The organism is Novosphingobium kunmingense (genome assembly GCF_002813245.1).
Taxonomy (GTDB): domain Bacteria; phylum Pseudomonadota; class Alphaproteobacteria; order Sphingomonadales; family Sphingomonadaceae; genus Novosphingobium; species Novosphingobium kunmingense.
Map to the genome: position 1 here is coordinate 57,113 of NZ_PHUF01000005.1, position 11,918 is coordinate 69,030.

The following is an 11,918-nucleotide window of genomic DNA, read 5'->3' on the forward strand; positions in this document are numbered from 1 at the left end:
TGCCTTCAGCACCGGGACGGCTATCCCTGCCGCCCATGAAGCCATTGATCACGCTTGCCGCGACGCTCTGCGCGGCCACCGCCCTTGTCCCCGCAACCGCCCAGGCGCAATCGGCAGAGCCGATGAGCGCGCAGGACCTTGTCACCCTGGCCCGGCTCGGCACGGTCGCTGCGGCGCCCGACGGCAAGACCGCCGCGATCACCGTGACCACCACCGATCCCGCCAGCTACAAGCGCACCGCCCGGCTGCAGATCGTTTCGCTGGCGAAGGCCGGGCAGGGCGGCGCGCCGTTCTGGGACGGCGCCAGCGAGCCCGCCTATGGCCCTGACGGTACACTCTATGTCCTTGCCAGCGTGGCGCCTGGCCAGGCCGCGCCCGACGGCGCAAAGACGCAGGTCTGGGCACTGCCCGCAGGCGGCGCGGCGGCGGCGGCTGCGGCCCGCCAGGTGACAAGCTTCAAGGCCGACGTTGCCGGTTTCAAGCTCTCGCCCGATGGCAAGCGCCTGCTGGTCTGGGGCGATGTCGCCCGCGATTGCCCGACGCTGGGCTGCGACAAGGACGGCAACGCCGCGCTGCCCGGCCCGGGCACCGGCAGGCTCTACCGCGACGGCAGCGGTTTCGTGCGGCATTGGGACGCCTGGGAGACGCCCGGCAACTACAGCCGCGCCTTCATGGTCGATCTCGACGCCAAGGGCGTGGCGGGCGATCGTGTCGTCGCGCTCGACGGACCGGTCGGCACGCTGACCGGCGATACTCCGACCAAGACCTTCGGCGGCGGCGAAGAGCTGTCGTGGGCAGCCGATTCGAAAAGCGTGTTCTTCGTCGCGCGCCAGGCCGACCGCCACGAGCCGCTGTCGACCAATCTCGATGTCTGGCACAGCCCGCTCGACGGCTCGGCGCCGCACAACCTGACCGAAGGCAACAAGGCCACCGACACGCTGCCCGCCGCCTCGCCCGACGGAAAGTGGCTGGCCTATGCCGCCATGGCCCGCCCGGGTTACGAGGCCGACCGGCAGGTCCTGACCCTGCGCAATCTGCAGACGGGCGAGGTGCGCGCGCTGACCCAGGCCTGGGATCGTTCGGTCGCCTCGATCGCGTGGAGCCCCGATTCAAGAACGCTGCTGGTTACCGCCAACGACGTCCTCGACAATCCTGTGTTCCGCGTCGACCTGGCCGGCAAGGTCACCCGGCTCGCCCTGTCGCCCGACGCCAAGCGCGAAGGGCACATCGGCACGGTCATTCCGCTCAAGGACGGGCGGCTGGTCTTCACGCGCGATTCGATCGCCGGACCGGCCGAACTGTACGTCGCGGCCAAGGGCAAGCGCGGTGTGCGGCTGACGGACGTGGGGACCACGGCCCTGGCCGCGCGCGCGCCGGTGGTCACCCAGCGCTTCAGCTTTGCCGGCGCCAACGGCGACACGGTCTGGGGCTATGTCACCAAGCCCGCCGGGCTGACCGGCAAGCTGCCCTCGATCCTTTATGTCCACGGCGGGCCACAGGGCAGTTTCAACGACGCCTGGTCGACCCGCTGGAACCCACGCGTCGTCGCCAGCCAGGGCTACGCCGTGGTGGCGATCGATTTCCACGGCTCGACGGGATACGGCCAGGCCTTCACCGATTCGATCAACCAGGACTGGGGCGGCAAGCCGCTCGAGGACCTGCAAAAGGGCTTCGCCGCCGCCGCGCGCCTCGACGCGCAGGTCGATCCGGCCAACGCCTGCGCCATGGGGGCAAGCTACGGCGGCTACATGATGAACTGGATCCAGGGCAAATGGGCCGACGGCTTCAAGTGCCTGGTCAACCACAACGGCGTGTTCGATTCGCGCGCGATGGCCTATTCGACCGAAGAGCTGTGGTTCGACGAATGGGAACACGGCGGCAAACCGTATTACGAAGACCCCGCCGCCTACGAAAAGTGGAACCCGGTCAACCATGTCGCCGACTGGAAGACGCCGATGCTGGTGGTCCTGGGCGAAAAGGATTTCCGCATTCCCTATTCGCAGGGCCTTGGCGCCTATACCGCCCTGCAGCGCAAGGGCGTGCCGGCCGAACTGCTGGTCTTCCCCGACGAAAATCACTGGGTGCTTAAGCCCAGGAACTCGCTCCAGTGGCACAACACCGTGTTCGACTGGCTCGGCCGATGGCTGAAGAAGTGAGCCGGGGGGAGGAGATCGACAAGGCGCGAAGCGCGCTGCGCAAGATCGGCGGCGACAATGTGCGCCGCCACATCTTCCTCTGCGCCGAACCGGAAAAGGGCGAATGCTGTTCGCGCAGCCAGGGCACCCCGGCGTGGAAATACCTCAAGAAGCGGCTCAAGCAGCTCGACCTCGACGGCGATGTCGGGATCGCCCGGACCAAGGCCGATTGCCTGCGGATCTGCGCGGCCGGCCCCATCGCGGTCGTCTGGCCGGAAGGTGTCTATTACCATTCCTGCACCGAAGAGGTGCTCGAGCGGATCATCCAGGAGCACCTCGTCGGCGGCATCCCGGTCGAGGATTACCGCCTCTACCCCTCCTGATCGCGGTCGAAATCGCGCACCGCCTCGTCGTGGCCCGTACCCGACGACAGGAACACGAGGCTCATCAGCGCGCCGGTCAGCATGATCATGGCGCCGATGCCCATCGCCGCGGCAATATAGAAGTGGATCGACAGCAGCCCGTACTGGCCGAAGAACCAGGCCAGCACGGCGAGCGAGACCACGGCCGAAGCCAGGGCCCAGCCGCGCATCATGCGGCGAAAACGGTCCCAGGCAAAGCGGGCGTCGTCGGCATTGTCGAGCGGGGAGCGCGTCATGACGATCCCATGGTCCCGCGGACCGGGTCTGGCAAGGGTCGCGCTGGCAAATGGGACGGAAGCGTGCCATCATCGGCGCCAAGACAATAGTGGGAGACGCGCCATGACGATCGGACGGCTGATCGGGGGACGCAGCATCGCCATCATCAGCTGCGAAAGCGGGACCAGCGTTGCCGAAGCAGTCGCGATCCTTGCCGAGAAGCGGATTGGCGCCCTGCCTGTGCTGGACAAGGGCGTAGTGGCCGGCATCTTTTCGGAACGCGACGTGGTCCGCCAGCTTGCCGCGCATGGCCCGGCGATGCTCGAGAGGAAAGTGTGCGACGTCATGACCTCGCCCGCGATCACGGTCGACCGGCAGACGGGCGTACTCGACGCGCTCGGCCTGATGACCCGCCGCCGCATCCGCCACCTGCCGGTGATCGAGGGAGACCAGATCGTCGGCTTCGTCTCGATCGGCGATCTCGTCAAATATCGCATCGACAACATCGTCGCCGAAGCCGAGGCGATGCGCAGCTATATCCAGAGCGCCTAGTTGCTGCTGGCGGCCTGACGCCCTACATCGGGCCGATGGACATGCAGACCATGACACTCAGCCCCTCTGCCGCCGCGCGCGTCGCCGCGATCGCTGCCAAGCAGGGCAAACCGGCGATCCTGCGCCTCGCGGTCGAAGGCGGGGGCTGCTCAGGCTTTCAGTACCGCTTCGGCCTGGCCGAGTCCGCCGAAGCCGACGATCTCGTGGTCGAGGCAGGCGAAGCGACTCTGGTGGTCGATCCGGTCAGCCTCGACCTCGTCGCGGGAAGCACGGTCGATTTCGTCGAATCATTGGGCGGTTCGGCCTTTCAGGTGACCAATCCCAACGCGGCCAGCGGCTGCGGCTGCGGCTCGTCCTTCGCCATCTGATGAAGATTGCCACGTTCAACATCAACGGGATCAAGGCCCGCCTGCCACGGCTGCTCGAATGGCTCGAGGAAACGCGCCCGGCGGTTGCCTGCCTGCAGGAAATAAAGACCCAGGACGACGGCTTTCCCGCCGCCGAGTTCGAGAAGATCGGCTATCATGCGATCTGGCACGGCCAGAAAAGCTTCAACGGCGTTGCCATCCTGGCCGATGGCACGACCCCGGTCGAGATCCAGCGCGGCCTGGCGGGCGAGGACGAGGACGACCACTCCCGCTACATCGAGGCGGATGTCTTCGGCACGCGAGTAGCCTGCATCTACCTGCCCAACGGCAACCCGCAGCCGGGTCCCAAGTTCGATTACAAGCTGCGCTGGATGGAACGGCTGCGCGCGCGAATGCGGGAAATCGCGGCCGAGGAAGTCCCCGCCATCGTGCTGGGCGATTACAACGTGATCCCGACCGACAAGGACGTCTGGTCACCGGCGGCCATGGCCAGCGACGCGCTGATGCAACCGCAATCACGCGATGCCTATGCCCGCCTGATGGCCGACGGCTGGACCGATGCCCTCGCGCTGCACAACCCGCAGGGCGGCGCCTGGACCTTCTGGGATTACCAGGCCGGCGCCTGGCAGCGCGATCACGGTTTCCGCATCGACCACGCCCTGCTGTCGCCCGAGCTGGCCGACCGGCTGATCGCCTGCGGCGTCGACAAGGATCATCGCGGCCGCGAAAAGGCCAGCGATCACGCCCCGGTCTGGTTCACCTTCCGGGTGTGACGAAAAAGCGGGCCACGAGGGGCCCGCTGATCCGTTCGCAAAGCGCGAAAAGCCTCAGCGGTAGAAGACGTGGTTGTCGACGCGGGCCAGCCGCTTCAGGCGCCAGCCGGGCGAGACGTAGGCTGCGTGGAAGAACAGCGCGCCTTCGGCCGGGCTCTTCCAGCTGCCTTCGTGAGCGATCTGCGCGATCGCCGCAGCGTTCTTCCACTGCTTCGACGCCTTGGGGATCGCCGGCATGGCCGATCCGCGCACGAAGCTGAACTGCGAGCGCTGGAACACCACGCCGCAGTAGGATTCGGGGAAGCGGCCCGACTTCGACCGGGCGACGATCACGCGCCCGACGGCAAGCTGCCCGGCGAGCGATTCGCTCTTCGCTTCGAAATAGATCGCGCCGGCCAGGCAGTTCAGTTCGCGCGACAGGTCCGCAGCCTTGGGCTGTGCGGCGACCAGCGCGGCCAGTGAGGCAGCCTTGGGGGCGGGAACTGGGAGAGCTTCGACGACCGATTCGGCTTCAGGAACCGTACCTTCGGTGACCGCGGCCGGCACTTGCGGAGTGGTGACCAGGATCGCGGCGTCGGAAGTCGGTTCCTGGATCGCAGCGCCGGCCTTTACCGCCTGGGCTGCAGCGCCCGAACCGTCGGCGCTGAAAACGAGTGTCATAATCGTTGCGGCCACTGCAAGGGCACTGGCTTTGTTAAGCTTGCGGCTCATTCGTCCGTCGTATTGGGCGGTGGACGCGCCAGGTCAGGGTCGGATCGAAGGGGATCGGTGATCCCAGGCGATACCAGCGGAGCCCTGCCGGCTGTCCCCCGTCTGCGTGCTAGCGAAAAAAGCCGAGCTGCTTTTCCACGCCGCCTGCGCACAAACAAAAGGTGCGCGCCTCTAGATTCCGCAGTGCAACAGAGTCAATCGAGGGTTCCCGACAATCCGATGAACCGTTCACCATTCGCGATATCCAGTTCCACGATCCACAAATCGGGGTCCTGGCTTCGCCGGCGGTTAAGGAAATCATTGATTTTAGAACTATTTTCGGCCGTTTCCGCCATCACCAGATGCCATTTCCGATGCCCTTGCGCATCGGGCATCCGCTCGTAGAGCCGCGCGTTTTCGCCCCTCGCGATGGTTAACACGAGGAGCGTACCGGCTTCGCGTTCACCCTTCGCGACAACCACGGCAAAGCCGCCCGCGGCCTCGACCGCGCGAATCAGGCCGGCAACTTCGAGATGGGCGGGAAGGCGAGGTTCGATCGTCTGATTTCCCGGCCGCGCTGGCGTTCAGGCCGCGTCGCGGTCGATCGAATTGGCCAGCAGGCCGTAAAGCGCTTCGGCGCCCGGCGCTTCGCCCAGCGCGTCGTGCATCGCCTCGTCGCGCATCATCCGGCTGATCGCGGCCAGCGCGTGCAGGTGCGCCGCGCCCGAATTCTCGGGCGATAGCAACCCGAAGACCATGTCCACCGGCATCCCATCGGCCGCGTCGAACCCGACCGGCGCATCGAGGCGGAAGAACACGGCGACCGGGCGGCTCAGATCGGGCAGGCGCGCGTGCGGAATCGCCACGCCGCGGCCAAAGCCGGTGCTGCCAAGCTTTTCCCGTTCCTCGATCCTTTCGAGAACCAGATCTCCGTCCAGCCCGTAGACAGCGGCGAATCGTTCGGCGAGACGGCGCAGTATCGCCTGCTTGCTATCGGCGGAAATCGTGCCGACGGCGTCGTGGGAAAGGGTGAAAAGGGCAGTCATTTCAACAGCGCTTCGATTCTTGTTCAAGCGAAAGGGGGCGCGGATACAGTGAACAACGGCGAATGGTCCGCCACGGTTCCCGTCTCCTCACCCCCCGGAAAGTGCGCGCGCCTTTATACCGATCGTCAGGAAGGTTCAACCCAGCCGATCGATCCGTCGCCGCGCCGGTAGACCATGTTGTGGCGTCCGGTCCCGGCGTTCTTGAACAGCAGCGCGTTGGTATTTCTGAGGTCGAGCATCATGACCGCGTCCGAGACGGTGGTTTCAGGCACGTCGACCCGGGTTTCGGCAATGACCACCGGGGCATCGATGCTGACTTCCTCGGCCGTGTGATCGGGTTCCTCGAACACGGTATAGGCTGCTTCCTCGGCCCTGGCGGCATGGCTGTGCTGTTCGTGGCGGTCCTTGATCCGGCGCTTGTAGCGTCGCAGCTGCTTGTCGATCTTTTCCGCCGCCTGATCGAGCGCGACATGCGCGTCCTGGGCAATCCCCGCGCCCTTCAGGACCAGGCCTTGCATCGCATGGGTCACGATATCGCAGCGGAAGGCGTTGGCGGGAGCGCGGTTGAAGGTGACGGTGCTGGACAACGCCTGGCCGAAGTACTTGTCGACAATGGCGGAAAGCCGCTCGGTCGCGTGGCTCTGCAACGCTTCGCCGGTTTCCACCTGGTGGCCTGAAACGCGAATATCCATGGATCACATACTCCTGTCTTCAAAACCCCGAAAACGCGGGTCAGGACAGCCAGAGCGGCGCCTTGACCGTTTCGAGGAAGGCGGCGTGGGCCGCCAGTTCCGCCTCGCTCGGCCGGTGGGGCCGGGCGGGGCGAAGGGGGCGTTCGCGCACAGTCAGGGTGACGGCGGCGGCAACGATGGTATCGACCGTTTCTTCGGCCAGGTGGAGGCCGATCTGGCGCCCGCCGGTCAGCTCGACGTAGACCTGCGCGAGCAATTCGGCGTCGAGCAGGGCGCCGTGCAGGGTGCGGTGGCTGCGATCGATGCCATAGCGGGTGCACAGCGCGTCGAGGCTGAGCTTGGCGCCGGGATGGCGCACGCGGGCGAGCGCGACAGTGTCAATCATGCGGCCGCGATCGACGGGGTCGAGCCCGCACATTTCGAGCTCGGTATTGAGAAAGCCGAAGTCGAAGCCGGCGTTGTGCGCGACGAGCGGGCTGTCACCGACAAACTCGAGCAATTCGGCGGCGCGTTCGTGGAAGCGGGGCTTGTCGGACAGGAAGGTGATCGAAAGGCCGTGGACCGCTTCGGCCGCGGCGGGCATGTCGCGGTCGGGGTTGAAATACGCGTGGAACGTGCGCCCGGTTGCGACCCGGTTGACCATTTCGATACAGCCGATTTCCACCATGCGGTCACCGGTCTTGGGATCTAGGCCGGTGGTCTCGGTATCGAAGATGATTTCACGCATCACGTGAGATATCTGCCTCTCGGCGCGGCTGCGCAAGGGGGCAGGGGGCTATTTTTCGGCCCCGGTTATCGCGTGGACGAGGCGTTGCACCGCGTGGCGGGTGTCAGCCAGCGCCACCCCGGTGTCGATGACGTGATCGGCGCGGGCGCGCTTTTCGGCGTCGGGCACCTGAAGTTTCAGGATCTGTTGGAATTTTTCCTCGGTCATGCCGGGGCGAGCCAGCACACGGGCGCGCTGGACCTTGGTCGGCGCCGACACCACAGCCACGGCATCGAGCCCGTGCTGCCCGGTCTTCTCGTACAGCAGCGGTATATCGAAGACGATCAGGGCCGCCTCGGCGTTGTCCGCGAGGAAAGCGCGGCGCATTTCGGCCACCTCGGGATGAACGATCGATTCAAGCAGTCTGAGCGCTTGCGGGTTGCCGAACACGGCGGCACCGAGCTTCTGGCGGTCGACGCCCTGCGGACCGGTCGTGCCGGGAAAGGCCCGCTCGATCGGCGCGACGCAGGCCCCGCCGGGTCCCTGCAATTCGTGGACTGCGGCATCGGCATCGAACACCGGCACGCCCAGCCCCCGGAACATCGCCGCCACCGCCGACTTGCCCATGCCGATCGATCCGGTGAGCCCGAGGATGAAGGGCTTGCTCATCGGGTCAGGATTTCGCGCAGTTCGGCGTCATCCTGGCGCGGCGCGGGTTGCCCGAAGAACCGCTCGAAAGCGACCGCAGCCTGGCCGATCAGCATGGCGAGGCCATCGACCGTCTCGAACCCGCGTTCGCGCGCCGCGACCAGCAGCGGCGTGTCGAGCGGATGGGTAACGACATCGTAGACCACGCTGCCCGGCGGGACGTGGCTGAAATCGAGCGCCAGCGGCTCGTGCCCGGCCATGCCGAGGGGGCTGGCGTTGACGACGAGGTCGAGAATGCCCTCGCGGTCGTCGAAGGCGAAGTCGGTCGGCGGGGCGAAGTGTGACAGGGCGACCGCATGGTTGTCGTTGCCGCGGCCCAGTTCGTCGAGCAGGGCCTGGGCCTTGGCAGGATCGCGCGCGGCCAGAACCGTGGCGAAGCCGTTTCGCGCCAGCGCCGCGATGATCGCCCGTGCCGCGCCGCCGGCGCCGAACACCCGTGCCATGCGGAACAGGTGCGGCGCGGCGAGCAGCGGCTGCAGCGGCTCGAGGAAGCCGGCAAGATCGGTGTTGGTCCCGGTCAGCGTCCCGTCACCCGCGCGCAAGACGGTGTTGACCGCGCCGACGGCGCTGGCCTCGTCGTCCAGCCGGTCGAGCAGCGGCATGATCGCCTCCTTGTGCGGCATGGTGACGTTGCAGCCGCGCCAGGCCGGGTCTGCCCGGCGGTCGGCGAGATAAGTCTCGAGGCCATCGGAGAGGACGTGGCAGGCGCGATAGTCCGCCGCGATACCCAGCTTGCCGAGCCAGAAGGTGTGGATCGCGGGCGACTTCGACTGGACGATGGGATCGCCTATGACCTCGGCATAGGGGCGCGTCACGCCGCAATCGCCTTGTTGTCGCGCAGCGCACGCAGGACAGGAAGCAGCGGCATGCCGAGCACGGTGTAATGATCGCCGCTGACCGCCTCGAACAATTGCACGCCGCGCGCCTCGATGCGGAACACGCCGACGCAGCCAGCGACGGCCGGCCACTCATGGTCGAGGTAACCGGCGATGAAAGCCTCCGAGAGCTCGCGCACCGCGAGCCGCGCGGTATCGCAGTGCTGCCAGACGGCGGCTCCGTCTCTGGCCAGTGCGGCGGCGGAGTGTAGCTGCATCTCCTTGCCCGAGAAGAAGCGCAGGTGTTCAGCGGCCTCGGCGCGGCTGCGCGGCTTGTCGAAGCGGCGTCCGCCGATCTCGACCAGCGAATCGCTGCCCAGCACCAGCGCGCCGGGATGCAGGCGTGCCACCGCATCCGCCTTGGCCACAGCCAGGGCGAGCGCGATATCCTGCGGCGGAGAGCCGGCAAGGCCCGCCTCGATCGATCGCTCGTCGAGATCGGCTGGCACGGCACTGTGGTCCACGCCCGCTGCGGTCAGCATGGCGCGGCGCGAGGCACTTTGCGAGGCGAGGATCAGGGTCATGAAGGGCCTATCTCCCGCGCCGCCTTGAATTCGTTGAAAAGGTTGATGATCGCTGCCGCCGCTTCCTCGATCGAGCGGCGGGTGACGTCGATCACCGGCCAATCGTTGTCGGCGAACATGCGGCGGGCGAACTGCACTTCGCGGGCCACGCGGTCCTCATCGACATAGGCGGTCTCGGGCGCCTGGTTGAGCGAGAGGAGCCGGTTGCGGCGCACCTGGATCAGGCGTTCGGGCGCGGTGGTCAGACCGACGACCAGCGGGTGCTTCAAGCCGAACAGCTCGGGCGGCGGGGGGCTTTCGACCACGATCGGGATATTGGCCACCTTGTAGCCGCGGTTGGCCAGGTAGATGCTGGTCGGGGTTTTCGAACTGCGCGAAACGCCGGCCAGGACGATATCGGCCTCTTCCCAGTCTTCCCACTGCACCCCGTCGTCGTGGGCGATGGTGAACTGGATGGCGTCGACACGTGCGAAATAGGCCTCGTCCATCATGTGCTGGCGGCCGGGTCGCGCCTTTGGGTGCTGGCCGAGCGCCCCTTCGAGCGCTTCGACTGCGGCATCGAGCACGGGCACGATCGGCAGGCCGAGCGCGGCGCATTGTTCCTCAAGCCGGGCCCGCGTTTCGGCATTGACCAGGGTGAAGAAGACCACCCCGGGGTTGCTGGCGATTTCGGCCATGATCCGGTCGAGATGCTGCTGGCTGCGTACCATCGGCCAGAAATGGCGCGACACGTCGGCGCCTTCGAACTGCGCGAGCGCCGCCTTGGCGATCATCTCGAGCGTTTCGCCGGTGGAATCCGACAAGAGGTGCAGGTGCAGGCGCGGCATGACGGGTCGAACGGAGGCCCTGTGGACAGTCGGGGGCATAAACCACGGGACTGCCATGGGCACAAGTTCGGGAGAGGATTCGCTGCCCGCTTCCGGCTTGTCAGCGGGACTCTTGTGGACAGGTGGAAACTGTTCCCCACAGGCTGGGGATAGCGTGGACAGCTTGCGCTTGACGCGGGGCCATCGGGATTCGGCGTCAGCCTTGGCCCTGTTCAGTCCGGCACAAATCGGGCAAGGGCCGCTCGTCCCCGCTTTCCACAGCCCAACAACTTACAGAATCCTTTTAAGAATCTTCTTGTTTTGAATAGGAATCGTCCGATGCCCGGTTTGCTCCTTCGTACCCTGCGCGGTGAAAACGCGACCGAGCGGCCGGTCTGGCTGATGCGCCAGGCGGGGCGCTATCTGCCGGAATACCGTGCTCTGAGGGCCCAGAAAGGGGGCTTCCTGCCGCTGGTATACGACAGCGAGGCCGCGGCCGAGATCACCCTGCAGCCGATCCGCCGCTTCGGCTTCGACGGGGCGATCCTGTTCTCCGACATCCTCATCGTGCCCTATGCCATGGGGCAGGACCTGGAGTTCCTGGTGGGCGAAGGGCCGCACCTGTCGCCGCGGCTGGCCGATGCGGCGCTGAGCGCGCTTCACGCCGTGCCGGAACGGCTGCTGCCGATCTACGAGACGGTCAAGCTCGTGCGCGCCGCGCTTCCCGCCGACAAGACCATGCTCGGCTTTGCCGGAAGTCCCTGGACGGTCGCCACCTACATGGTCAACGGCGAGGGCAGCCGCGACCAGCACGAGACACGGGCGATGGCCTACCGCGATCCGGTCGCGTTCCAGACGATCATCGACGCGATCGCGGCGGTCACGGTCGACTATCTTGGCGGACAGATCCTTGCTGGGGCAGAAGCGGTGCAGCTGTTCGACAGCTGGTCGGGCAGCCTTGCGCCGGCCGAGTTCGAACGGTGGGTCATAGCGCCCAACGCCGCAATCGTGACGGCGCTCAAGCAGCGCTTCCCTGACGTTCCCGTGATCGGCTTTCCGAAAGGCGCGGGCGAGAAGCTCGACGCCTATGCCCGCGAAACGCGGGTCGATGCGGTCGGGATCGACGAAACGGTCGATCCGATCTGGGCGGCGCGCAGCCTGCCGGCGGGGCTGCCGGTTCAGGGCAACCTCGACCCGCTTCTGCTGCTGGCGGGCGGAGCCGAGCTGGAACGGCAGGCGCGGCGGGTGCTGGATGCCTTTGCAGACCGACCGCACGTGTTCAATCTGGGGCATGGAATCGGCCAGACGACGCCGGTGGAGAATGTCGGCCATCTCCTCTCGATTGTCAGGGCTTGGCGCCGATAGGCACACCTGTTGCTTGCTTGCACAGGAATCCGGCAAATTT

16 protein-coding genes are annotated in these 11,918 nt (G+C 66.5%); 6 read left to right on the forward strand and 10 right to left on the reverse strand.

Going from position 1 to position 11,918, the window contains the following annotated elements; translation table 11 throughout:
* Positions 1-35 precede the first annotated feature (35 nt).
* Positions 36-2,156, forward strand: coding sequence for a S9 family peptidase (locus tag B0I00_RS13005; RefSeq protein ID WP_100867854.1), 2,121 nt, complete (start codon positions 36-38; stop codon positions 2,154-2,156).
* On the forward strand, positions 2,141-2,518 hold the full coding sequence (locus B0I00_RS13010) for a (2Fe-2S) ferredoxin domain-containing protein (RefSeq protein ID WP_100868140.1): 378 nt from the start codon (positions 2,141-2,143) through the stop codon (positions 2,516-2,518). The genes B0I00_RS13005 and B0I00_RS13010 overlap by 16 nt, the downstream gene beginning before the upstream one ends.
* Here B0I00_RS13010 and B0I00_RS13015 read toward each other — a convergent pair.
* Positions 2,506-2,793, reverse strand: a complete 288-nt coding sequence (locus B0I00_RS13015) for a hypothetical protein (protein ID WP_100867855.1) — start codon at positions 2,791-2,793, stop codon at positions 2,506-2,508. The two genes, B0I00_RS13010 and B0I00_RS13015, sit on opposite strands and share 13 nt — an antisense overlap.
* A 103-nt stretch (positions 2,794-2,896) precedes the next feature.
* Between B0I00_RS13015 and B0I00_RS13020 the strand changes: the two genes are divergently transcribed.
* Genes B0I00_RS13020 through xth form a run of 3 tightly spaced genes read left to right on the forward strand, consistent with a single transcriptional unit; the run spans position 2,897 to position 4,466 of the window.
* The gene (locus B0I00_RS13020; RefSeq protein WP_100867856.1) at positions 2,897-3,325 is read left to right on the forward strand and encodes a CBS domain-containing protein; all 429 of its coding nucleotides are present in this window, start codon (positions 2,897-2,899) and stop codon (positions 3,323-3,325) included.
* A 35-nt stretch (positions 3,326-3,360) separates the two neighbouring features.
* Positions 3,361-3,693: an iron-sulfur cluster insertion protein ErpA gene (gene erpA / locus B0I00_RS13025; RefSeq protein ID WP_408635239.1), complete on the forward strand. Its 333-nt coding sequence runs from the start codon at positions 3,361-3,363 to the stop codon at positions 3,691-3,693.
* Entirely contained in the window at positions 3,693-4,466 is a 774-nt protein-coding gene (xth, locus tag B0I00_RS13030; RefSeq protein ID WP_100867857.1) for an exodeoxyribonuclease III, read from the forward strand. Before erpA ends, xth begins: the two co-directional genes overlap by 1 nt.
* A 54-nt stretch (positions 4,467-4,520) precedes the next feature.
* Here xth and B0I00_RS13035 read toward each other — a convergent pair whose 3' ends face one another.
* The 9 genes from B0I00_RS13035 to B0I00_RS13075 all read right to left on the reverse strand — a co-directional run bounded on the left by B0I00_RS13035 (position 4,521) and on the right by B0I00_RS13075 (position 10,534).
* The gene (locus B0I00_RS13035) at positions 4,521-5,126 is read right to left on the reverse strand and encodes a cell wall hydrolase (RefSeq protein WP_332870775.1); all 606 of its coding nucleotides are present in this window, start codon (positions 5,124-5,126) and stop codon (positions 4,521-4,523) included.
* 245 nt (positions 5,127-5,371) lie between these two features.
* On the reverse strand, positions 5,372-5,713 hold the full coding sequence (locus tag B0I00_RS13040; RefSeq protein WP_100867859.1) for a DUF1491 family protein: 342 nt from the start codon (positions 5,711-5,713) through the stop codon (positions 5,372-5,374).
* A 27-nt stretch (positions 5,714-5,740) separates the two neighbouring features.
* A complete protein-coding gene (locus B0I00_RS13045; RefSeq protein ID WP_100867860.1) occupies positions 5,741-6,202 on the reverse strand; it encodes a PTS sugar transporter subunit IIA in 462 nt (153 codons plus the stop codon).
* 125 nt (positions 6,203-6,327) lie between these two features.
* Complete coding sequence (gene hpf, locus B0I00_RS13050) at positions 6,328-6,894, reverse strand: ribosome hibernation-promoting factor, HPF/YfiA family (RefSeq protein ID WP_100867861.1); 567 nt, start codon at positions 6,892-6,894, stop codon at positions 6,328-6,330.
* Positions 6,895-6,934: 40 nt separating this feature from the next.
* Positions 6,935-7,633 carry a DNA polymerase III subunit epsilon gene (gene dnaQ / locus B0I00_RS13055; protein WP_269800245.1) on the reverse strand — a complete coding sequence of 233 codons (699 nt, stop codon included), beginning with the start codon at positions 7,631-7,633 and terminating at the stop codon, positions 6,935-6,937.
* 36 nt (positions 7,634-7,669) lie between these two features.
* A complete protein-coding gene (coaE, locus tag B0I00_RS13060; protein ID WP_100867863.1) occupies positions 7,670-8,269 on the reverse strand; it encodes a dephospho-CoA kinase in 600 nt (199 codons plus the stop codon).
* Positions 8,266-9,123: a shikimate dehydrogenase family protein gene (locus tag B0I00_RS13065; protein ID WP_100867864.1), complete on the reverse strand. Its 858-nt coding sequence runs from the start codon at positions 9,121-9,123 to the stop codon at positions 8,266-8,268. Before B0I00_RS13065 ends, coaE begins: the two co-directional genes overlap by 4 nt.
* Entirely contained in the window at positions 9,120-9,707 is a 588-nt protein-coding gene (locus B0I00_RS13070; protein WP_100867865.1) for a Maf family protein, read from the reverse strand. The genes B0I00_RS13065 and B0I00_RS13070 overlap by 4 nt, the downstream gene beginning before the upstream one ends.
* Positions 9,704-10,534: a pyruvate, water dikinase regulatory protein gene (locus B0I00_RS13075; RefSeq protein WP_100867866.1), complete on the reverse strand. Its 831-nt coding sequence runs from the start codon at positions 10,532-10,534 to the stop codon at positions 9,704-9,706. The genes B0I00_RS13070 and B0I00_RS13075 overlap by 4 nt, the downstream gene beginning before the upstream one ends.
* A gap of 318 nt (positions 10,535-10,852) precedes the next feature.
* Here B0I00_RS13075 and hemE point away from each other — a divergent pair, with 318 nt between their 5' ends.
* Entirely contained in the window at positions 10,853-11,878 is a 1,026-nt protein-coding gene (gene hemE, locus B0I00_RS13080) for a uroporphyrinogen decarboxylase (protein ID WP_100867867.1), read from the forward strand.
* Positions 11,879-11,918 lie beyond the last annotated feature (40 nt).